Annotated in this window: 22 protein-coding genes and 1 pseudogene; 14 read left to right on the top strand and 9 right to left on the bottom strand. The window is 44.1% G+C overall.

The window, feature by feature from the left end; all coding sequences use genetic code 11:
- Positions 1-77: 77 nt before the first annotated feature.
- The 3 genes and pseudogenes from QUB44_RS24115 to QUB44_RS24105 all read left to right on the top strand — a co-directional run.
- A pseudogene (locus QUB44_RS24115) lies at positions 78-311 on the top strand (ATPase); the annotation flags it as partial.
- A 147-nt stretch (positions 312-458) separates the two neighbouring features.
- Positions 459-935, top strand: coding sequence for a type II toxin-antitoxin system antitoxin SocA domain-containing protein (locus QUB44_RS24110; RefSeq protein ID WP_333371418.1), 477 nt, complete (start codon positions 459-461; stop codon positions 933-935).
- 55 nt (positions 936-990) lie between these two features.
- Positions 991-1,359, top strand: a complete 369-nt coding sequence (locus QUB44_RS24105) for a hypothetical protein (RefSeq protein WP_333371417.1) — start codon at positions 991-993, stop codon at positions 1,357-1,359.
- Between the two features lie 471 nt (positions 1,360-1,830).
- Here the strand turns inward: QUB44_RS24105 and QUB44_RS24100 are convergent, their stop codons facing one another.
- Positions 1,831-2,013 (bottom strand): hypothetical protein, encoded by a 183-nt coding sequence (locus QUB44_RS24100; RefSeq protein ID WP_333371415.1) that lies wholly within the window; start codon positions 2,011-2,013, stop codon positions 1,831-1,833.
- Positions 2,014-2,157: 144 nt separating this feature from the next.
- Between QUB44_RS24100 and QUB44_RS24095 the strand changes: the two genes are divergently transcribed.
- The 4 genes from QUB44_RS24095 (at position 2,158) to gmk (ending at position 7,066) form a co-directional block, all read left to right on the top strand.
- A complete protein-coding gene (locus QUB44_RS24095; RefSeq protein WP_333371413.1) occupies positions 2,158-2,994 on the top strand; it encodes a hypothetical protein in 837 nt (278 codons plus the stop codon).
- A 181-nt stretch (positions 2,995-3,175) separates the two neighbouring features.
- Positions 3,176-5,278: a M3 family metallopeptidase gene (locus tag QUB44_RS24090; protein WP_333371411.1), complete on the top strand. Its 2,103-nt coding sequence runs from the start codon at positions 3,176-3,178 to the stop codon at positions 5,276-5,278.
- Positions 5,279-6,151: 873 nt separating this feature from the next.
- On the top strand, positions 6,152-6,418 hold the full coding sequence (gene remA / locus QUB44_RS24085) for an extracellular matrix/biofilm regulator RemA (RefSeq protein ID WP_333166994.1): 267 nt from the start codon (positions 6,152-6,154) through the stop codon (positions 6,416-6,418).
- Between the two features lie 78 nt (positions 6,419-6,496).
- Positions 6,497-7,066, top strand: coding sequence for a guanylate kinase (gene gmk, locus QUB44_RS24080; protein ID WP_333371409.1), 570 nt, complete (start codon positions 6,497-6,499; stop codon positions 7,064-7,066).
- 31 nt (positions 7,067-7,097) lie between these two features.
- Here the strand turns inward: gmk and QUB44_RS24075 are convergent, their stop codons facing one another.
- A complete protein-coding gene (locus QUB44_RS24075; RefSeq protein WP_333371407.1) occupies positions 7,098-7,832 on the bottom strand; it encodes a hypothetical protein in 735 nt (244 codons plus the stop codon).
- A gap of 236 nt (positions 7,833-8,068) precedes the next feature.
- Between QUB44_RS24075 and xseA the strand changes: the two genes are divergently transcribed.
- Positions 8,069-9,238, top strand: coding sequence for an exodeoxyribonuclease VII large subunit (xseA, locus tag QUB44_RS24070; protein WP_333371405.1), 1,170 nt, complete (start codon positions 8,069-8,071; stop codon positions 9,236-9,238).
- Positions 9,235-9,462 carry an exodeoxyribonuclease VII small subunit gene (gene xseB / locus QUB44_RS24065; RefSeq protein ID WP_242715540.1) on the top strand — a complete coding sequence of 76 codons (228 nt, stop codon included), beginning with the start codon at positions 9,235-9,237 and terminating at the stop codon, positions 9,460-9,462. Before xseA ends, xseB begins: the two co-directional genes overlap by 4 nt.
- A gap of 246 nt (positions 9,463-9,708) precedes the next feature.
- Here xseB and QUB44_RS24060 read toward each other — a convergent pair whose 3' ends face one another.
- Positions 9,709-9,888: a hypothetical protein gene (locus tag QUB44_RS24060; RefSeq protein WP_333371403.1), complete on the bottom strand. Its 180-nt coding sequence runs from the start codon at positions 9,886-9,888 to the stop codon at positions 9,709-9,711.
- 206 nt (positions 9,889-10,094) lie between these two features.
- Between QUB44_RS24060 and QUB44_RS24050 the strand changes: the two genes are divergently transcribed.
- Positions 10,095-15,428 (top strand): AAA family ATPase, encoded by a 5,334-nt coding sequence (locus tag QUB44_RS24050; protein ID WP_333371399.1) that lies wholly within the window; start codon positions 10,095-10,097, stop codon positions 15,426-15,428.
- Positions 15,429-15,854: 426 nt separating this feature from the next.
- Here QUB44_RS24050 and QUB44_RS24045 read toward each other — a convergent pair whose 3' ends face one another.
- The 3 genes from QUB44_RS24045 to QUB44_RS24035 form a co-directional block, all read right to left on the bottom strand.
- Positions 15,855-16,064, bottom strand: a complete 210-nt coding sequence (locus QUB44_RS24045) for a CsbD family protein (RefSeq protein WP_333371397.1) — start codon at positions 16,062-16,064, stop codon at positions 15,855-15,857.
- Between the two features lie 200 nt (positions 16,065-16,264).
- On the bottom strand, positions 16,265-17,092 hold the full coding sequence (locus QUB44_RS24040) for a PHP domain-containing protein (protein ID WP_333371395.1): 828 nt from the start codon (positions 17,090-17,092) through the stop codon (positions 16,265-16,267).
- A gap of 317 nt (positions 17,093-17,409) precedes the next feature.
- Positions 17,410-17,691, bottom strand: a complete 282-nt coding sequence (locus QUB44_RS24035) for a hypothetical protein (protein ID WP_333371393.1) — start codon at positions 17,689-17,691, stop codon at positions 17,410-17,412.
- Positions 17,692-18,163: 472 nt separating this feature from the next.
- Between QUB44_RS24035 and QUB44_RS24030 the strand changes: the two genes are divergently transcribed.
- On the top strand, positions 18,164-18,490 hold the full coding sequence (locus QUB44_RS24030; protein ID WP_333371391.1) for a hypothetical protein: 327 nt from the start codon (positions 18,164-18,166) through the stop codon (positions 18,488-18,490).
- A gap of 153 nt (positions 18,491-18,643) precedes the next feature.
- Here the strand turns inward: QUB44_RS24030 and QUB44_RS24025 are convergent, their stop codons facing one another.
- Positions 18,644-19,111, bottom strand: coding sequence for a hypothetical protein (locus tag QUB44_RS24025; protein WP_333371390.1), 468 nt, complete (start codon positions 19,109-19,111; stop codon positions 18,644-18,646).
- Positions 19,112-19,166: 55 nt separating this feature from the next.
- Between QUB44_RS24025 and QUB44_RS24020 the strand changes: the two genes are divergently transcribed.
- Both QUB44_RS24020 and QUB44_RS24015 read left to right on the top strand, forming a co-directional pair.
- Complete coding sequence (locus QUB44_RS24020; protein ID WP_333371388.1) at positions 19,167-19,787, top strand: histidine phosphatase family protein; 621 nt, start codon at positions 19,167-19,169, stop codon at positions 19,785-19,787.
- Between the two features lie 58 nt (positions 19,788-19,845).
- Entirely contained in the window at positions 19,846-20,229 is a 384-nt protein-coding gene (locus QUB44_RS24015; protein WP_333371386.1) for a VOC family protein, read from the top strand.
- A 172-nt stretch (positions 20,230-20,401) separates the two neighbouring features.
- Here the strand turns inward: QUB44_RS24015 and QUB44_RS24010 are convergent, their stop codons facing one another.
- Both QUB44_RS24010 and QUB44_RS24005 read right to left on the bottom strand, forming a co-directional pair.
- Positions 20,402-20,692 (bottom strand): hypothetical protein, encoded by a 291-nt coding sequence (locus QUB44_RS24010; RefSeq protein WP_333164903.1) that lies wholly within the window; start codon positions 20,690-20,692, stop codon positions 20,402-20,404.
- Between the two features lie 42 nt (positions 20,693-20,734).
- Positions 20,735-21,406: a phosphoribosyltransferase family protein gene (locus QUB44_RS24005; protein WP_333371384.1), complete on the bottom strand. Its 672-nt coding sequence runs from the start codon at positions 21,404-21,406 to the stop codon at positions 20,735-20,737.
- Positions 21,407-21,599: 193 nt separating this feature from the next.
- On the opposite strand from QUB44_RS24005, the gene QUB44_RS24000 reads away from it, so the two are divergent.
- The gene (locus QUB44_RS24000) at positions 21,600-22,286 is read left to right on the top strand and encodes a uracil-DNA glycosylase (RefSeq protein ID WP_333371381.1); all 687 of its coding nucleotides are present in this window, start codon (positions 21,600-21,602) and stop codon (positions 22,284-22,286) included.
- Positions 22,287-22,479: the final 193 nt, after the last annotated feature.

Here is a 22,479-nt window from a genome sequence, read left to right as displayed (position 1 = left end):
CTATCCTTGCTCTTCGCTGTGCTTATCTCAACGGTCAACTTTCAATTTGATGTATTTGCCAAACTGAGATGCACCCAGATGTTTTACAGCAGCAGTTCGATCGCACTTCCGAACTAGAAAAACAAGTCCTGTCATTGTTTGCGACAGAAAACCAGCCAGTCAACGTCGCCAAATTGCTACAAAACGGACAAATATCATCATCATATTTGCTAAACGCATTGCAATCTCTCTCGCGGCGCTGCTTGATAGAAAAAGAAGCAAGTCTTTACACTTTGTCACCTGTATTGAAGCAATATATCAAAGGATTGTAACGGAGATGTTGCACCATTGTTAATAAACCTTTTTTTTCTTAGTCTGCGGAGGCAGACTTTGTTTGACAAGAAGCGGTTTCAACCGCCCAATCATAAAGAGTGGTGACTGTGCTATCATAGAATACAAAACTTATTGAATCGAGTTAGATGACCACAATAACTACAGTCACAACAGCCTCCCAACTCGCTGATTACTACATCTGGTTTGCCAATGATGTCGGCTCCTATCTCAGCAACCACAAGCTACAAAAACTCTTGTACTACGCCCAAGCCTGGTATCTCGCGTTTGAGGATACACCGCTGTTTGATGAAGATTTTGAAGCTTGGGTGCACGGGCCGACTATCCCGGCTTTATTTTACGAATACAAAGAACAATTTGACTGGAAGCCAATTCTGAAAAAAGTCGAAAAACCCGAGTTTCCCGAAGAAGTACAAGAGTTTTTAGACGAGTTGTCCGATGATTACCTCTTTCGGGATGCCTATGAGTTAGAATTGATGGTGCGCCGTGAAGATCCTTGGATTAATGCTAGAGGTGAGTTGCCAAAAGATGAACCTTCTCATGCTATTATTACGAAGGAATCAATGAGAAAATTTTACAAAACCCGTGTCATCGAAGAAGCATAAAAAAAGACAAGATACAGAGATTCGTAGTCAACCATCTTCAGCACCGAGAGAGGTTGTGAAAATACAAATACCGGAAGGAGTTAGTTTTTCTTTCAGGTATTATCAGGATGATAAAGATAAGTTTTCAATTGGCGGTAGAGATGCTAAATATCTAGCATCTCTATTGAGAAGGCTGCGCGATTTGTCACAATTGAATGCTCAAGAAGTTATCAATAATCAGAGTAAAAGTCTGCGCTGTCATGGTATAGTTTGGAAAAATACTACTCAACCTAATGGCTTTGGCATTCCCAATGAAGACGAGCTAGTAAATGTTCCCTACCAGTTTCAAATATCTGCTAATGAATACGGCAGGGTGCATGGCTTTTTTAGTGAAAATGTTTTTTATATTGTCTGGCTAGACCCAGACCACAATCTTTACAGTTGAAATTATGATAAATTTTGAAAAAAACACAATATTCCACATTCCCGACAACTTCGGCGAAGTTGGAAATCAAAAAAAAGAACGTTACTCATCAGTCATTTTCAGGACTTACGCATCAAAGCCAAAGAAACCGGGTTTTTCATGGAATCTGTGGCTGCGACAAAATATTCTCGCAAAAAACCCGGTTTCTGGGCCCCCGTGCTAAGTCCTAATTTTAAGAAAGTTTTGCATAAATAGCTAAAATAAAATTAACGCTTAAAAAGCCTACTCCTAGTACGAGAATGATAAAGATTGCGATACTAAAAATAGACTTTAGCCGATCGCCAATTCCGGGTTTTTCTGAGTTCATTGGTCAATTTTTACAGTAAATTTGAGCGGTGCTATCGAGAAAGAGTAGATTATACCAATGCGCGAACAACAAGGCAACTCCCGACAAGCTCCAAACGACGATCGCTCTCAGTAGGTCGCATTTTTTTAATTTTTAATCTCAAATCTAAAAACTAAAATAGTATTAGGCATTGTTCGGTTGGCCACAGCAGCGGCGAAAGTCGATCGCCCGAACCCGATCGCGCTAACTCCTGTAAAATAGAGGGCGCGTTGGGGCGAACCTTTTAACAGCCGGAATTGGGCGCGATCGCCACAGGCTCCCAAATACATAATAATATGGCAGTCATCCTTAACTTACTCACAAAGGTAAAAATAGAAGAGTGCCAAGAAATAATCTAAAACATATAACTGAAAAAAGGATAGAAATCGATGCTCCACCCAATCTCGCAACCTTACCAACAACGAGCAAATACTATGACCCAAAGAGCCGTGCGGAAGCCAAAACCCTCTGTTGCAAACCACTTGAGACCAAGTTTTCCTCAAAGGCACTGGCTGGAGCTGGCAGAGTACGCCTCTCTGGCGGCCTCTGGTGTGGGTTCCCTGGCGGTGGCAGTGTCGGGTCAAGCTTTTTACGGGGTGGCTCCCCTAACCTTGGCTTTGTCGCTGAATGTTGCTAACCGGTATCGGTTCGAGCAGCAAGTGCGGGTGCATCAAAATTCGGAAATGGCCCAAGTCCAAAAGTCTGTCAATAAAGTCGAAAAAACGGCGGTGACGGTAATTGTTAAATTACGCAAGCAGTTGTCTGCAGATATTGCAGCGCTGCGCCAGCAAATGGCTGCACTGCCTAGGGCTGAGGGCTTTGAGGAGTCGATAGATATTCAGCGGCAGTTGCTGAGTTTAGGAGAGTCGGTAGCTTCTTTGCAAGAAATCGTGGGGTCTGCTGTGCTCGATGTCCGCCAGCAGGTGAGCACACAACTGCAAGATTTATCAGTTGACCAATCGGCGCATCTCCAAGCTGTAGAACAGGCTATAGAGCAACTGCAAAGTGCGACGCAAGGCTTGGCAGAAACTTCTATCAGCCGAGATGACTGGGAAGTAGTAAATACTAGATTTTTGGAAATCCAGAAAGTCATGGCCAATTTGCAAAGCCAACTGCTAGCTCCCGCGCACCAATCGACTCCGGATTTGTCGATCGTCCAAGCTCAAATCCACCGTTTGGAACACGAGCAGCAAGAAGTTGTCAAACCTCACCTCAAGCGCTTAATCTCAGTTGTCAAGGAGTTGCAGCACACACCAGAGAACCGTCAGTAGTCATTAGTCAGCAGTCATTAGTCATCAGTCAGAAGGAATACTTTTCCTATCGGACACCCTCGACACTCTCCGACTCTGTGACTCTCGCCCGATCGAGTCCTACTTTTTCGACAACTGTGTTAAAAGATTAAAAGCTAATCTCTCTAATTCACCTGTCTTCAACCTGTTACAAGAAAATTAAATGACTGCAACCGTAACTATTGCTGATAACCCGTTACTAATCGGTCAAGGATTGCCCCCATTTGACGCGATCGAAGCACAACACGTAGTCCCCGCCATCACCCAACTGCTGACCGAACTAGAAGCCTCGCTAGCTGCCTTAGAATCGTCTGTAGAGCCGACTTGGAGCGGCTTAGTAGAACCATTACAGCGACTCGGAGAGCGTTTAAATTGGAGCTGGAGCATTGTCGGACATTTGATGGGCGTGAAAAATAGCCCGGAACTGCGATCGGCTCACGAAACAGTGCAGCCGGAAGTAGTAAAATTTTGGAGCAAGCTCAGTCAAAGCAAACCGCTTTATGAAGCTTTTAAAGCACTGCGGGCTAGCGAAAATTGGGACAGCTTAGAGTCAGCTCAAAAGCGAATTGTCGAAGCCGCTCTCCGAGATGCCCAACTCTCCGGGGTCGGTTTAGAAGGCGAGCAAAAAGAGCGTTTTAATGCCATTCAATTAGAATTGGCTGAAATTACTACCCAATTTTCCAATCACGTCCTCGACGCTACCAAAGCATTCAGCATCACCCTCACAAACAAAGACGAAATTGACGGTTTGCCACCGAGTTTGTTGAGTTTAGCCGCTCAATCCGCTCGCAGCGCCGGCGAAGAAAATGCCGATGCCGAAAACGGCCCTTGGCGGATTACTTTAGACTTTCCGAGTTACGGCCCTTTCATGCAGCACAGCACCCGCCGCGACTTGCGCGAAAAGTTGTACAAAGCTTTTATCGGCAGAGCAAGTAGCGGAGAATTGAATAACTGGCCGTTGACCGATCGCATTTTAGCTTTGCGCCAGGAAAAAGCTGCTTTGCTGGGGTTTAGCAGTTATGCCGAATTGAGCTTGGCGAGCAAAATGGCTCCCGACGTTACAGCAGTGGAAGCTTTGTTAGAAGAATTGCGTCAGGCTAGTTATGATGCTGCTGTCAAAGATTTAGAAGAATTGAAAGCTTTTGCTGCCGAAAAAGGCGCGGCGGAATCTGGAGATTTGAAGCACTGGGATATTGGTTTTTGGTCGGAACGGCGCCGGGAAGAAAAGTTTGCTTTTAGTGCCGAAGAATTGCGACCTTATTTTGCTTTGCCACAGGTATTAGAGGGGTTATTTGGATTAGTAAATCGGCTATTTGGCGTGACAGTAACTGCGGCGGACGGTCAAACTCCTGTGTGGCACAAAGATGTGCGCTATTTCCAAATAGATGATGAAGCCGGAAATACGATCGCCAATTTCTATTTAGACCCCTACAGTCGCCCCGAAGAAAAGCGCGGCGGTGCTTGGATGGACGAGTGCGTAGTGCGCGCTAAATTTGTGGAAGCCGGAAAGACAACCACGCGGTTGCCGGTGGCTTATTTGGTGTGCAACCAAAGTCCTCCGGTTGACGGCAAACCGAGTTTAATGACTTTCTTGGAAGTCGAAACTTTGTTTCACGAATTCGGTCACGGTTTGCAGCATATGCTGACAACGGTAGACTATCCGGGGGCTTCGGGCATCAATAATGTTGAGTGGGATGCGGTGGAATTGCCCAGTCAATTTATGGAAAATTGGTGTTACCACCGCGCTACTTTGTTCGGGATGGCAAAGCATTACGAAAACGGGGAAACTTTGCCGGAACACTATTACCAAAAACTGCTAGCAGCGCGCCACTACATGAGCGGCACCGTCATGCTCAGGCAGGTACATTTTAGCAGCGTTGACATCGAATTGCACCACCGCTATCGATCGGGCGGCAGCGAAACTGTGGCAGATGTCCGCAACCGTATCGCTAAAACTACCACAGTTTTGCCTCCTCTGGAAGAAGACGCATTTTTGTGCGCTTTCGGACACATTTTTGCGGGCGGCTATGCGGCGGGGTATTACAGTTATAAATGGGCGGAAGTGCTCAGCGCTGATGCTTTTGCGGCGTTTGAGGAAGCGGGTTTGGAAGATGAAAGTGCGATCGCCTCTACAGGTAAGCGCTTCCGAGATACAGTGTTAGGATTGGGCGGCAGTTTGCACCCGATGGAAGTGTTTAAAACTTTCCGGGGACGCGAACCGAGCACTAAAGCTTTGTTGAGACACAGCGGTTTAGTTGCAGCTTAATCTACTGTGGAATAACTGCGGATTAATGCGGGTGAATTTATCTGCATTAATCCCTGTTTTTTGTTGAACCAGATTTACGCATATCCTCTACGTGTAGGGTGCGCTGCGGCGCACCTTATATCATGTCCGGTCGATCGACCGCGATTTTCGTAGGGGCGGGTTCACCCACAATACCGGTCAATAATTGACAATCTCAAAAACCCGCCCCGGTCGGGATATTATGGTTAATCGCTCGGACATGATATTACCGCTATAATTCACGCGTAAAACCACTTTTGGGTCTGAGTCCTGTTGAATTCAAAATGTTTGCGGTGAGGACTAAAGTTCTCAAACTTTATCAGGAATTTAGTCATCACTGCAAACCCATTTTATTGTAGAACATCATGCAATAAACATCTGTAGTTTGGCACATCATCCCCCATCTTTTGGTGGAAAATCGCCCAGAAAGTGCGTTAGCGAAGCCCTCGAAGAGGATCGCCAGCAGCTTTTAGTTTAGGTTGAAGGCTGATAAAACCAGCTTTTGCGAATATTTACTGTCATTGATCACTGATTATACTTAAGTTTTTCTTTCCCTGAGACTAAATTTATATTTCGCAACATTTACTGGCTGTTTTCTCGATACAGCTAATGCTTTTATTTGCAACTAAAAATAGAGGAGTTTACCGAATCTTTAAGATAGAGCGGCAACAACGAGTGTTTTTTAAATTTTTGATAAAGAACGGGGTACTCGGCGTCAAAAGGGTAAAATTTTTAGGTAAAAACTAAAAAACTTATTTGGGATTAATTTGAGAATTATCAAAAATTTTTTTTGTATATTATATGATAAAAAGTAAGGATTAATAGTCAATCGTTCACCTACAGATTAAGATTTTCATGGATATTCAATTAATTAATATCGGTTTTGGTAACATTGTGTCTGCTAATCGAGTGATTGCCATTGTCAGTCCCGAGTCAGCGCCAATTAAGCGGATTATTACTGATGCGCGGGAGCGGGGACAACTGGTTGACGCAACTTACGGCCGCCGCACGAGAGCGGTAATTATTACAGATTCGAGTCACGTCATCCTCTCGGCGATTCAGCCGGAAACGGTTGCTAATCGTTTTGTGATCAGCAAAGACGCTCAAGGTCGGGATGATTGAGGTTTTTCAGTTGCAATTTGAGCGTTTACAGTCTAAAGTAAGCGGAAACTTAAATTGTTACACGTTTCTTTTCTAAAAATGAAATCTGGTAAATTAATTGTTCTGACGGGGCCTAGCGGTGTGGGGAAAGGCACCCTAGTACGATCGCTCCTCAATCGCCATCCCAAATTGTATCTTTCGGTATCGGTGACAACTCGATCGCCCCGTGAGGGAGAAATTGAGGGAAAGCATTACTATTTTGTCAGCTGCAGCCGCTTTGAAACAATGGTTGAGGCTGGAGAGTTGGCAGAATGGGCTGAGTTTGCCGGTAATTTTTACGGTACTCCTTATTTTGGTCTCAAGCAAGGAATTGGTGAGGGAAAATGGGTAATCCTCGAAATTGAGTTGGAAGGGGCTAGGCAAATTAGGAATAATTTTCCAGAGGCGCTGCGAATTTTTATTTTACCTCCTTCTTGGGAAGAATTGGAGCGGCGGCTGCGGAGTCGGGGTCAAGATTCCGAAAGTGCGATCGCCCGTCGCTTGCTGCGGGCTAAAGAGGAGATTGAAGCTGCGGGCGAATTTGATTTCCAAGTTGTTAATGACGATTTGGAAGTTGCTTTGAAAAAGCTAGAATCAATACTTAATTTGGTTGAGCTTTCAGGTAACTAAGAGTTAATAACTAATGACTAATAACTAATGACTAATGACTAATTACCCATTTCTCCGTCCTGGCTAAAACTTCGCTACTTTGTTTGATAGCAATACAAACTTTTAAATTCAATTCCAGAATATTCGATGAAGGCGAAATTTTTCTCAACGGTTCAATTTCGCGAGCAGAACAGCCCAACATTTCCATATAAGCTAGCGTCCAGCCAATAGCTGCAATGTCCCCTACAGTGCCTTCTCCGGCGCAAAGGTAACAATCCAATTCGCCATCGTGCCCACACTCAGGACAAACCCAATTGCCCAGTTGTGAAGGGGGCAGATTTATGCGGGAGGCGGATGCAATTGTTAATGCTTTAATATGATTTTGAACTACTTGTTTAAAACCTCGGTTTTGGTTGCTGCTGTGGTCGGAATTACCGTGCGATCGCCCGATTGCTACTGCTTGCTGTTGTGGCGAAGCAAGAGATGCTGTTGGATTCTCCCTGGTTACTCTAGATTCGCCTAGGTTCGCCGTTAGCTGAATACCATAGTCTTTCGACTCTTCAGTCGGAGAGTGGTTGAGTGCGCTGGAGGAATCGGGTTCGGAAGTTGTGAAGGATTGTTCTATGCGATCGGCAAAATCTTGCATAGAGAGGTGATGTTCGATCGCCAAAGACCAAGTTCTTTTATGTCGGAGGTCGCCATATTTTCTAGCTTCTTCCTCAGTAATGCCGATCGCCGCAGCCTCTTGGCGCAGCACATTCATCGAAGTCATTGTATCTGATATCATTAGTTTGTTTGCAGTTAAATTTACGATCGCCGGCTCAGCCTACAAATAAATTACCTTAGATATACTACAATAGTCCGGACTATTTTGAGATCCTAGTCGGAAACCCTTGATTTTTCGTTAGGAAGTCGATGCTGCAATCGTCCTGACACCCTTATTTTACGCTTGGCAATCGCACACTGTCCGAAGTATTGATAGTAGCCTAAATCTAAAATCTAAAATCTAAAATCTAAAATTGGATGACTTCAATTCTTCCCGATACAGCTTTATCTGTTGCCGGACTAACATCTTACCTGCAAGACTTGTTGGAGGGCGATCGCAACCTGCAATCAGTTTGGCTGACAGGCGAGGTGTCGAACGTTTCGCACCACCCCAGCGGCTGCTTTTTCACTCTGTGCGACACCGACAAAAGCGCTGCTATTCGCTGCGTGGTGTGGAATTCTCAGCGGCAAAAATTGGTGCAAATCCCGGAAAAAGGGGAACAGTTGCTGGTTTTGGGAAGCATCCGGGTTTACAAAAATCGCGGCGAGTACCAGTTGACTGTTGTGCAATCGCTACCGGCTGGGGCAGGATTGCAGGCTTTGCGGTTGCAGCAATTGCGATCGCGCTTGGATGCTGAGGGTTTCTTCGATCCCGCCAGAAAGCGCCCGATTCCCACACACCCGCAAATTGTGGCCGTGGTGACATCCGATACTGGCGCTGCTTGGGGAGACATTCAGCGGACTCTAGCCCAAAGATATCCGGGTTTGCGGGTGTTGCTGTCGCCGACAGGAGTGCAGGGAGAATTGGCTGCTGCTGCCATTGCTAGGGCGATCACCCGCGTAGAATTGGACGGTAGGGCTGATGTGATCATTCTAGGGCGGGGCGGCGGTTCTGCGGAAGATTTGGCTTGTTTTAATGATGAGAGAGTTGTCAGGGCGATCGCCAATTGTGCGATTCCAATTATCACTGGTATCGGGCACGAAAGAGACGAATCTCTCGCCGATTTAGTAGCAGATAAACGAGCCCACACTCCCACTGCGGCGGCCGCTCAAGCTGTACCAATTTTAGCAGATATTTACTTTGAACACAAGCAGCGAATGGTCAATTTAGCAAACGCTGTGCGGGCAAGATTTGAGACTGAAGAAGAGCATTTACAACAGTTACAAAATCGATTAAAACGTTTGCCTGCGACCTCCCGAACTTTGCGGCAAGCAACTGGTAAACTGGAGGTATTGCAAGAAAAGTTATCCGCACTGAATCCGGCTGCGGTTTTGCAAAGGGGTTATGCGGCGGTAATCCAAAGTGACGGTACGATCGTCCGCACAACTGACGGTTTGGAATTGGGAGAGGAATTGACTGTGAGGTTGAGTCGGGGCGTGCTGAAAGTTAAGATTATAGAAGTATTGGATGCGGCAGAAAAGTTATGATTGATTCGCAGTTGCGCCAGTCTGACTGGAATTATGAGGAAACGGTCGATCGAATTGAAGCGATTATCGATCGGGTGGAATCGGGAGAGCTGCCTCTAGAGGAGGTTTTCGAGCAGTTTGGGGTGGCTGTAGAGTGTTGGCAGGAGTGCGAAAAATTTTTGGCGCGGGGGAAGGAACAGATGGATTTGTCGATCGAGCTTTTGGCTGCGGAACCCGATTTTTAAGAGCCGATTAACGGGGATTAATGTAGGTGAAATAGCGCATTTAGCCGAAATTCCGACAGGGAATTAATTCGCTGTATCCTAGGGAAATTCCTCGCTATGAGGAGTGTTAAACTCATGATACTAAGTAAGTAGGCGGGCTTAAACTGAACCATGTAACTGTATGTAAACATTGCTCAGTCAGCCACGCTTAGGGCTAAGGATACTTTACCATCGTTTACATAGTTAGGTTTTACACCGCCTACCTACTTAAGCTGTACCATCCAGGAACTGAGACACCCACACGCGATCGAACTGGTTAATGAAGGAGTCAGTCTCAATACTATCCGCAAGCGTCTCGGCTATCCTTAGAGGAATATTAGAAAAAATACTAGCCTTTTGGCTGCTATAGTAAGTTGTTCGAGCGAGGAATTCAGTAGGGTCAGACAAGTCAATTTCAAGAAGCCTTGAGTCTTGTTAACAAACGTTTATTTTCTACCGACATATTAAAGACAGTTAAGGTGAGGGGGCAGCATTGGGTAATCTGCAAAATGTTTACGCTTCCCTGAGCAACTATGCCAAGGCGATTGAGTACCATCAGCAGTCCTTGACCATCGCCCGTGAGATTCATGACCGCCTAAGTGAAGGAACCAAACATGATTAAAGTCCCTGGAATTCAAGTTTTAGCTCAAATCTATGAAAGTGTCAATTCGGATGTCTATCGAGGGATTCGAGAACAAGACAACAAAAGAGTAATTCTCAAAGTTTTGAAACAAGACTATCCCACCCCCTCTGAGCTAACCCGATATAAGCAAGAATATGAAATCACCCGCAATCTGAACATAGATGGTGTGGTTAAAACTTATGCCTTAGAACCGTATCAAAGAAGTTTGGTGATTATCTTAGAGGATTTTGGCGCATCATCCTTAAAGCAATTATTCAAGGGTTCTGTAAATGTAGGGCCTCTTTTATCTCTAGAGAAATTCCTCAAGTTGGCCATAAAAACAGCAGATATATTGGGCGAGATTCACACTGCCAATATTATTCATAAAGATATTAATCCTGCCAATATCGTTTTTAACCCAGAAACAGAAATTATCAAAATCATCGACTTTGGGATCTCCACTCAATTAACCCGCGAAAATCCTACGCTGAAAAATCCCAATGTTTTAGAAGGCACTTTAGCCTATATTTCACCGGAGCAAACGGGACGAATGAATCGTTCTTTAGATTACCGCACTGACTTTTATTCTCTCGGATTTACCTTCTACGAACTACTGACGGGACAGTTACCTTTTGAAAGTACCGATGCGTTGGAACTGGTGCATTGTCATATCGCCAAACAGCCAATACCCCCTCATCTTTTAGGAGGAGGAGAGGGGGAGAGAGGGAAAGAACCTTGTCCTCAAGCCCTTTCCGATATTGTCATGAAGCTGATGGCGAAAATGGCAGAGGAACGATATCAAAGTGCCTGGGGACTCAAAGCTGATTTAGAAGAATGTCTCTTTCAGTTACAAGCGAATGGGACTATAGCAAATTTCCCTCTCGGTTCTAAGGATATTTCTGACAAGTTTCAAATTCCCCAAAAGCTTTATGGACGAGACTCAGAAGTTGAAACTTTGCTAACAGCATTTGACCGAGTGAGTGAAGGCACAACTGAAATGATGCTAGTGGCGGGTTATTCCGGAATTGGTAAATCAGTGTTGGTTGCCGAAATTCATAAACCCATCACTCAAAAGCGCGGCTATTTCATCTCCGGAAAATTTGACCAGTTTCAGCGCAATATTCCCTACTCAGCTTTCGTCAGCGCCTTTCAGGGATTGATGCGCCAACTGTTAACTGAAAGCGAAGCACAACTAAACCTTTGGCGAGAAAAACTCCTGGCTGCTTTGGGTTCCAATGGACAAGTGATTATTGAAGTGATTCCGGAAGTGGAACTGATTATAGGCAAGCAACCACCCGTGCCGGAATTAAGCCCTGCTGAGTCCCAGAATCGCTTTAATTTGGTTTTCCAAAACTTTATTCGGGCTTTTTGTGCAAAAGAGCATCCTTTAGTCATTTTTCTAGACGATTTGCAGTGGGCAGACTCGGCAACGCTCAATTTAATCGAACTGATGATGACGGATGCGGATACGCAATACCTGTTTCTGATTGGGGCGTATCGGGATAACGAAGTCAACCCCACTCATCCGTTGATGATGACTCTTGATGGGCTACGGAATGTTGGGGCAACTATCAACTTTATTACCTTAGCTCCCTTAGATAGCAAGCATATTAGCCAGTTAATTGCCGATACTTTGCACAGTGATGCCTCTTCAGTAAAACCCTTAGCCGAGTTGGTAGTGCATAAAACTGGAGGCAATCCTTTCTTTGTTTATGAGTTTCTCAAAACCCTACATACCGAAAACCTGATAACTTTTGATTTTGAACGTCACGGCTGGCAGTGGGATATTTCAAACATTGAAGCTCAGGGCATTACTGACAATGTGGTGGAGTTGATGATTGGTAAGGTGAAGAAACTGCCTCCAGTTACACAGCAAGTTTTACGCTTAGCAGCTTGTGTAGGTGCTGATTTCGACTTAAGCACCCTTTCTATCATCAGTGAAAAATCAACATCGGAAGTTTATAAAGACCTAACAGCAGCAGTTCAGTCCGGGTTAATATTGCCCACATCCGAGTTAGATGAAGAACTGTTAATTGAAGATTATAAATTCCTGCATGACCGGGTACAGCAAGCAGCTTACTCGCTGATTGACGAAAAAAATAAACAAGAAATTCACTTGAAAATTGGTCGCCTTCTGTTAAAAAGTTTTGAAGATCATGATTTAGAAGAACGGATTTTTGATGTAGTCAATCACCTAAACCAAGGAGAATCATTGCTCGTTGATAAAGGGCAAAGAGAACAATTAGCCAACTTGAATCTAATCGCTGGAAGAAAAGCTAAATTCTCTTCAGCTTATGAACCCGCATTAATCTATATAAAAAACGCGATAAAACTTTCCCCGCCTAATAGCTGGGAGGAGGACTATCAACGGACATTTTCATATCACCTTGAAAAAGGTGAAATAGAATATTTAACGGCTAGATGGGACGAGGCTTTATTAACTTTTGATGAAACCCTTGAGCATATCAATAGTTTGTTGGATCGATGTAAAGTTAACGAATATAAAGTGACGTTATATCGAATGAAAAATGATTTGGAATCCTCTTTAAATCTGGGAGTAGAGACCCTCGATCTATTGGGAATCAAGTTGAAAGCGTTTCCTGAAGAAGATGAACTGATGGCAGCAGTGAATCAGGCTAATGAGACGATCGCTGCCAGGAAACTTGAAGATTTTATAGACCTTCCTGAAATGCAAGACCCTGAAAAACTTGCTGCTATGGTACTCCTCAGAGAATGTGTCCCTCCCTCTTACTTTTTAGGGTCGAGATTGCTGTTCATCCTAGGCATAGAAATGATTGAGCTATCCCTCGCCTATGGGAACAGTCCTCACTCTTCAGTTGGGTATATCTATTATTCGTTAACCCTTGCCTTTGTAGCGCAAGATTTTGAAACCGCCTATAAATTTGGAAATTTAGCCTTAAAATTGAACGATGAAAAGTATCAAATGAAGCGTTATGAAGCATTAATTTTGAATATGTGGGGAGGATTTGTTTCCCATTATACTGAACATCTTGATCGCTCCAAAGAGCATTTAATGAGAGGTTATTATAGCGGGGTGGAAAACGGTGCCTATCAATGGGCAGGATATTGTGCAATCAACTTTTTGTTTATGTGTTTTTGGGGGACTGATTCGTTAAAAGAATTATCAGAAAAAATTGATAAGATTATACCGGGCTTAAAAAAAGTTGACCCCAACATGGTGCAATATTATTATGCGGTTAAAGCAACCATTTATAATTTGATTGAACCCGTTGAGGATTGGAGTGTTCTTGATGAATCCTTATGGCCGAATGCCAAGGAAATCATTAAGTCTTGCCTTGAAAAAAATGATTTATTCACGGTATTTATAGAATTAGCCTGTAAATTGTCTTTAGCCAACTGGTATTCAGATTATGAGAAGGCGATCGACTATGCTAACGCTGCCGAAAAATATTTGATAGGCGCGACGGGAATTTTTATTAATCCAGCTTTCCATTTTCATCAATGTCTAGCTTTATCAGTGGGGTATGACTCGGCTGATGCTGAAAAACAAGCACTGTACCTGGAGAAGATTAAATCAAATCTTGAGAAATTCCAACTCTGGAGTAAACATTGTCCGAGCACCTACCTTCATCAACGTCTGCTCATCGAAGCTGAGTTGGCGCGAATTACAGGAAATACTCTGGAAGCGCAGGATTTGTATGACCAAGCGATCGAGTCAGCCCGAGAAAATAAATTTTTGCAGAATGAAGCGCTAGCGTCGGAACTAGCAGCCAAGTTCTGGTTAGGTAAAGGCAAAGAAAAGATTGCTAAACTCTACATGATTGAAGCCCACTATGGCTACCAACGCTGGGGCGCAACAGCTAAGATGAACGATTTAGATAAGCGCTATCCTCAGTTATTACAAAGAACGCCCTCGAACCGGGGAACACTTAGCACAAAGCTATCTACGCCGCCTACCACAACTGGCAGGAGCAATTCTTTTGAGATGGATTTGACCACAGTTATGAAAGCTTCGCAAACCCTATCGGAAGAAATTGTCCTAGATAAATTACTGGCAAAATTGATGCGGATTATTATTGAGAATGCCGGAGCGCAAAAGGGCTTTCTAATTCTGGAAACTAAGGGGAAATTGCTAATTGAAGCTGAGGGTTCTGTGGATGAAGAGGCTGTGACTGTGTTGCAGTCAATCCCTATCAAGTCTGTCGGGGAACCTGGGGATCAACTTTTAATTTCTCATATAATTGTTAACTATGTAGCTCGCACGCGGGAAAGCGTCGTCTTGAGCGATGCTGCTAATGACCCTAAATTTGCTCATTCCCCCTATATCAAATTACATCAGCCTAAATCAATTTTGTGCTTCCCTCTCCAACATCAAGGTAAGCTAGCAGGAATTATCTATTTAGAAAATAATCTAACCATAGAGGCTTTTACTCCAGAGCGTTTAGAACTCTTAAATCTGCTTTCCTCTCAGGCAGCAATTTCTATTGAAAATGCCCGCTTCTACAATAATCTCACCGAACTTAACCAGGCTTTTGAGCGGTTTGTACCCTCCCAGTTCCTCCAAATTTTGAATAGAGAGAGCATTATTGATGTTAAATTAGGGGATCAAGTTCAACAGGAAATGTCGGTACTCTTTTCCGATATTCGTGACTTCACAACTTTATCGGAAAGTATGAGCCCTCAAGACAATTTCCAATTTATTAATGCCTATTTGTCGCGTCTGGAGCCAGCCATTACTGCAAACCAAGGGTTTATTGATAAATATATTGGCGATGCAATTATGGCTCTATTTAGTGGTGAGGCAGATAATGCAGTGAAAGCAGGAATTGATATGCTGCGTCGTCTTGCTGAATATAATCAACATCGCATCGTTTCTGGATACGTGCCGATTAAGATTGGCATTGGCATCAATACAGGTTCTTTAATACTCGGTACGGTTGGGGGAAAAAACCGGATGGATAGCACGGTGATTAGCGATGCAGTGAATTTAGCCTCGCGGATAGAAAGCTTGACCAAACAATATGGGATTTCGCTGTTAATTAGTCACCACACTTTCCAGTCTTTGCCAGATTCTAACCAGTATGCTATCCGCCTTATCGATCGCGTAAAAGTTAAGGGAAAATCAAAAGCGGTATCGATGTTTGAAGTTTTCGATGCCGATTCGCCTGAGACTTATGAGGGCAAGTTAGCCACGAGAACGCTATTTGAAGAAGCTTTGGTACTCTATCATTTGCAAAAGCTTAGAGATGCTGAGCGATTATTTGCTGAGTGCCTGCGCCGCAATCCTACAGATAAAGCAGCTCAAATTTATCAACAGCGCTGCACTCAACCCGATCGCGACTAAGGAGGCGTTAGCTCAAATCTTGAAATCGGGGTTTGAGTAGCAATCGAGGCGTTGCTTAATCAGGGTATGAAAAAAATAAGTTGAAAATCCCCAAGCTTTGTGGATACTGGTTTCCATGACAGGCCTATTTAGCCTTTCATACCATAAATCAGCAACGCCAGAGTCGATTGAGATGCGAGACAGTAAATTATTTTGAGCCATCTCTTTTCAATTAGATATTTTCCATTGATTCATTGTAATGAATTTTAGGGTTGAGTTGGGTGGGGGGTTTACAATAGGGACTTCTCCCTTGCGCTTTTGAAGGGATATCGCAGGAGTCACCCAGTTTCTGCACATTCAAAAAATAAATCATATCAAACCCTATTGATAGCAAAGGATTTGATATGAAGCGAATTCTATTAGCCAGGATTTGGTATAGCGCGGTTTCTACAATTTGTCGATCGACCTTTTGGCTTGATCTGCCAGATTTTTCACCGCATTTTTTGCATCTTCTGCTGCGTGGCGGGCGGAGGCTTCCGCTTGTTTGGCTTTGCCTTCAACCTGGTCTTTTCTGTTGCCCGTAATATTACCGAAAATTTCCTGAGCTTTGCCTTCTAAATTTTTGCCGATCGCCTTAGCTCTGTCTTCTGTACTCATAATAAGCTCCGTTTGGCAAGTTGCTTTAGTAACATTGTAAAATCAACTCGCCTGCAATTGCCTTTAACTTCATATTAATTTATATTCTGCTTGACCTCGGTCTTCTTCTGATGACTGACTTAGTGCAAATTACTCACTCAAAAAGCGAAGGATTCCTTTTTTTGACAACTGTATACATCAGCAAAATTCGTCCTAAAAAACTATTTCAAACTCGCCGCAGCAACTTTAATCGGTTCCAGCAATTCTAACGGCAAATGCAGCATATTCAATTGGGTGCTATCTGCTGCTTTCCTTTCAGGATCGGGGCCGTGATAATCGCTGCCCCCAGTTGCCAGCAAACCGTAATGAAGGCACAAATCTTTCAATTTTTGGATTTGGCTAGAACTGTGGCTGGGATGGTATACTTCAACTCCCATTAAACCAGCATCTACTAATTCTTGTAAGACTTCCTCAACAGCGCCGCCGCGAAATAAATAAGGGTGAGCCCAAACTGGTACTGCGCCACAACTTTTCAGTAAATCAATCCCTTCGACGATCGAGAATTTCTCGTAATGAACATAAGCCGGGCCATCATCTCCCAGCCAGCGATCGAATGCTTCCCGCGATGATTTCGCGTGACCGGCTTTTACAAGTGCAGAGGCAATGTGAGGCCTTCCCGGTGCCATTCCTGGGGATGTTTTTGGCAGTTCGATCGCGTATCCCATTGCTGCTAATTTTTCGACCATTTCCTGCGATCGGCGAAACCTTCCTTCCAGGCGATCATTCAAAGGAACGCGCAACTTATTTGCATCGGGATAAAAACCTAAAATGTGCAGCGATCGGCCGTTGTGAACTGTACTGAGTTCGAGCCCGGGGACTATTTCGATACCGTGCAAAGCAGCGGCTGCGAAGGCTTCATCCCAACCCGACATCGTATCGTGATCGGTGACAGCCAAGGCGCGAACCCCCGATGAAGCGGCGGCGGCTACGAGTTCGGCAGGGGTGAGAGTGCCGTCGGAATAAGTAGTGTGACAGTGGAGCTCTAGCATTTTTTCTGGTAAGTTTAAGTCTGTAAAACCTGCAATTATTCCCCTCACTCATGTGAGATATAACGTCATACTATTTTAAATTTTAGATTGTAAATTTTAGATTGAGAATGAGCGATGATATAAGGGTTGGGAGTTTGTCTACTATTGCATTTTTTTTCAGAACTGGTTGCACGACCAGCAAAATTTTTTGGGATTGTCCTCCTTATCTATAATAACTTTTTTTTCCTTTAATTGGTACACTTATGTTTCTTCAAACTCTGTATGACATAGGTGTTTACCCCGCTTCTTCAGTTAAATTTAGATGCAGAACAGCTTAGCTATTTCTTGATTTCTCGCATTGGGTAAAGGACACCCTCTGGCAATTTGGGAGGAATCGGCGATATTTCAATACTTTGTATGTTGTGAACTGGGATAACTACCAGTTTATCTGCCAATTCGAGAATTATCGGGTCTGCAGTCAACATTTTGTGCAGGCGAGTGCCTAAAGTTGCTTGCTCTCCTACTGTTCCCTCTGGCGCAATGAACTGGAAGTGTTGCTGTTTGCCGTTGGTATAGTGGATTGTCAGATTGATAATTCCTTCTTGGTTGGTTGCTTCCATAATTTTTTCCCACTAACAGTCGATCGGGACTTGGCAAAATTAACAATAAATCACAACGGGCGATCGCACTACGATTGGAAAGCTCGTTGGAAAGCTTTTGACTAAACCAGGCTGTCGGTACGAAAGTCTGGTTACTGCTAATTTTACCACAAAAACTGTACTGAAACTCGCCAATTTACCCAGTATACAATTGACAGTCCGGCTGTCTTCGCTCCTTAATGCGCGAGATCCTTCGACAGCAATATTTGGTCGATCGGGCTTTCTTCTATGCCAGTTGGCAAAGTGGCTCAATTTAGCCTCTGTAGCCACTTGACTCAAAGCGGTCTCAAGTCATACAGCAGAGGCATTTGAGCGCTTTGGGTGTCAAGGTTTTTCGAGGTGGGAACTGTGGAGGTTAGGATAGTGGCATTCTGCTGTCACTGCCGTAGAGGATTTTTTTATAAATTAATAACATAACATTCAGGTACAGCTTATGAAATCCACACTTTGTTTTCCCGAAACTTCTCTTCACTCTAACGCAGTCACTGTTAATAATAATGCTATTGACTCTTGTATCTTTGCAGCTTGGATTGACTTAGTAGGAGGAGATTTTGAGAGCTTGGGAGGAGATGATTGGCTTCCCTTGTGCGGCGACATTGATGACGGCGAAATTTACCGGGAATGGTTTTTTTGGCAAGACAGCGAAGTGACTCAAGAGTGGGAAGCTTACGATCCCATTACTAATTATCGAGTTGTGGCATCTAGCCAAGAAATGCTGATTGCTAAAATCGACCAAATAGAAGATGCCAGAAAAGTTTAGCTGTTTGGGACAACGTTAAATCTTGATGTTCAACTTTAATATAAATTATGTAATAAACTCACCCGGTTTCTTTGCCGAAAGGATTAAAGAAACCGGGTTTTTAAGGCCAAAACTCTAGGTTTTGGTTTAGTTTCATGGGCAAAACCTAATAATTCATGTCCCTACTGCTTTTTGTTTTTCTCGTTCTAACTTGCGCTGCTTCAAGGCTGCAAGATTTTGTTTGATCGTGTCGATCGCAAATCCAGCCTCCTGCTGTTGGTATAATTCGCTGGCACGGATCAAATCTGCAACAGCCTCGTCATCCGATCGCAAATTTGCAAAAGCCAAGGCACGATTGTGGTAAGCTTCTGCCAAAGTTGAAACTTGTTCTAAAGCGCTGGTAAACTTATCTTTTGCTTTGCGGTACTTTCCTGACTGATAAGCCTCAATTCCTTGTTGAAAATAAACGGAAGCTTTACTGCCGCTGTCGGTATCGGGAAATTCTGGGTAAGTTAAAATTGGTTCTTTAAAGAGTACAGAAATGCTGCCCTTGCCGAAGTAAGCCCAAGTCATTGTTCCAAACCCAATCCCCAGCACGAGGGCAATAATGACAGACAGAGCAATAAAATTGGTGAGTTCCATAGAGCAATATTTGTTGTATTATAATATGATAAGTTAATTTCTAACTTCTGCACCAATGGCTGCGCGGATTTACCTTAACTGGAAATGGTTTTTCGGATTGCTAGCTTTAGTATTGTCGATCGGCTTAATGATTGCAACTGCAAGTTCTCACGCAGCAACCAACGCGCAAACTCAAGCAGGGTGGCAATTGTTGCAGCGGGATGAGACGGGGTTGGTGGTAGCAATGCGACACGCGATCGCCCCAGGTACGGGAGATCCTGCTAACTTTAAGTTGGGCGACTGTTCCACCCAGCGCAATTTATCAGCACAAGGGAGAACCCAAGCCAAGCAAATTGGAGCCGAATTTCGCAATCGCAACATCAAAGTTGCCAGAGTTTTATCGAGTCAGTGGTGTAGGTGTTTGGAAACAGCAAAACTGATAAATTTAGGCAAAGTCGAACCGTTCCCAGCGCTGAACTCGTTCTTTAGCGACAACAGCAAAGAAGCCCAACAAACAGCGACAATTCGCAAATTAATTGTTGACAACCGCAACACAAAAGGCGCGATTATTATGGTAACGCATCAAGTAAATATTACCGCGATTACTGATATTATACCGCAAAGTGGCGAAGCTGTGATTCTCAAAGGATCTCGACAAGGTAAAATCCAAATTATCGGACGAATTGGAGGATTTTAAATAGAGAGAAAGTTATAATTATCAATTCCCCCTTACCTATTACCCCTTACCAATTTATATGAGTTTCCAATACAGCGCCGCCCTCGTGACTTTAGCCGACCTTGATAAGGAAGTTCTCGTTAAATTTTACACAAAATTTCTCGACATAGAACCAAACCATTACATTCCCAATACTTATGCTGAATTTCAACTCCCAGGCTTAAGACTAGGCATATTCAAACCCAAAGATTCCCACAAATCGGAATTTGCCAATCGAGCAAAAACAGGCATTAGCTTGTGTTTGGAAGTCAGCAATCTCGAAACTGCGATCGCCCGAATTTGGGCTTTAGGTTATCCGCCAAATGGAGAAATTATCAAAGCTTCTCACGGTCTAGAAATCTATGCCTTCGATCCTGCCGGGAACCGCATAATTTTACATCAATCTAATGAGAATATAGGATGATGGCTAATTATTGATGAACTCTCGATCTTCTCTTCCTTCGCCTCTTCGCGGTTAGTTCAAAAAAACATCGAGTTCACAACCCGCTGAGGATTGCTATATAAGTTATGCAATTGCTTGACCACCTTCGCAATCACATTGTCAAACCCGCCTCTACAACTCAAAACGGCTTTAACTACCTAATCAGTTCAGCAAAACTATAAAAACTGATGATTAATAACAGCAACGCTGTCAGATGAGTTAGCTGAAATTGAGGCCGTGGGCCGATGGATTCCCGCACCAAAATTGAAAAAGACGAACCAATTATATAACTCAAAGACAACGTTAAATACTGCCACTGCAATGTTACACTCCACAGCCCCAGCAACATCATCGCCAAAGTCAACATCACCAACTCAACAAAGCGAGGCGGATTGTGCTGAGTAGACAGAATCAAAGTGTCCAACCAATATTGCCAAGGTCTCATGTGTTAGCGATCGAGCTTTTAGATTTAGCCTTCTAGCTTAACCTACGATCGCCATTCAGTTTGTTGCTGCAAACACCTTAAAGCCTCCGCCGTCTCAACCTGCGGAAATTGCCCATAAAAGCGACTGACACTGTAAAAAGGGTGAGGAGTCTCCAGAACGATCAACTTATCGGCCATTTTGGCCAAAAATCCCATCAAATCTGCCGGGGCGACAGGCGCGCAAATCCACAAAGCCATCGGTTGCTGCGACTCCAAAGCCTTAGCCGCCACAGCCATCGTCATCCCCGTAGCAATGCCGTCATCTACCAAAATCGCCAAAGCCCCAGCCGCGCTGATATTTGGGCGTCCCGGAGATAAATCCGCCAGCAGAGATTGAGCATTATTTTGAGCCACGGGCAGTGCTGATTTTTGCAAGCGTAAATTGTGCTGCTTTTGCTTTTCCCAGAGGACATGACCGTCAGCAGTTGCAGCCCCGATCGCCAATTCTAAATTATCTGGGCGAGTAATTTTCTTCGCAACAACCACATCCAAAGGACAGCCCAAGCGACGCGCAATCGGCACCGCAACGGGCAAACCCCCGCGCGGCAAGGCGTAAACAATCGGTTGCACCGCCTTCTGTGTCATTAAACTCAACTTGCCGAACTCGTCCACAACTGCCTCGGCCAGTTTTTCGCCTGCATCGGCGCGATCGTCAAAAAACGGGTTAGAGAACATATTTTTGCCTGTACGAGCTCAACCAAACAATTGGAGATTGTGCCAGTGTTAATTGGAGATTGTACGCGCGAGCGTAGCTATCCCGTAGGGAATCGACAGCATCGCACACAAGCTTTTAGCCAATCTCAAATCACACAACCCGATCTAAACTATAAACTCTAGGCTCAAAAAAAACTCCCTAATTGTAAAAAGTATGTCCAGCGACTTGCAACTCAGCCTTTTTGACAACAATCAAAGTGCCACTTTCCAAACAGACTCAATACCAGCAAATGCCAAAATTCCCATTCCTCCGGGCACTTATCAAAATATGGAACAAATCGGCGAGCACTGCAACCGCTGTCACCGCTGCGAATTAGGCAATACGCGCACTCACGCTGTCATCGGGCGCGGCAATCCTCAAGCCTCAATTTTGATTGTGGGAGAAGCGCCCGGACAAAACGAAGACGAAACCGGATTGCCCTTCGTCGGGCGATCGGGCAAACTGTTAGATAAGATTTTAGAATCCGTGGGATTGAGTGCAGAAACCGACGTATTCATTGCCAACGTCATCAAATGTCGCCCTCCCAACAACCGCCCTCCGACAGCAAAAGAAATCGAAGCTTGCAAACCTTACTTGCTCGAACAAATCCGCATCTTAGACCCCAAAATTATTTTATTAACTGGTGCAACAGCCCTCAAAGGTTTGTTAAGTGACAAGCGGCCCATTAGTAAAATCAGAGGTCAATGGATTGAATGGGAAAATCGTTTGTGTATGCCGATTTTTCACCCGTCGTACTTGCTGCGAAATCCCTCCAGAGAACCGGAAACTCCGAAATGGTATATGTGGCAAGATATGCAGGCTATCAAGGCTAAAATGGATGAATTCAAAGAGCAATTATAATCGATTTTTCTTGTTGATTTGTAGGCAGGTTTGAGGCACAATCTCGGATTTTTACCCACAATCTTAAAACCCGCCCCCACCCACCGAAAAATTATAATTAATTTTCATTCGCCATTGGTAGGGGGCTGGTTTCACCAACAATCTCTGATTTTTACCTGCCATCTACAAAACAAGTTCCCGCTTTCCATTCATA

The sequence above is a fragment of the Microcoleus sp. AT3-D2 genome (genome assembly GCF_036705715.1).
Lineage (GTDB): Bacteria > Cyanobacteriota > Cyanobacteriia > Cyanobacteriales > Microcoleaceae > Microcoleus.
Note: the sequence above shows the minus strand (reverse complement) of the source record. Positions and strands in the feature narration are given on the sequence as shown.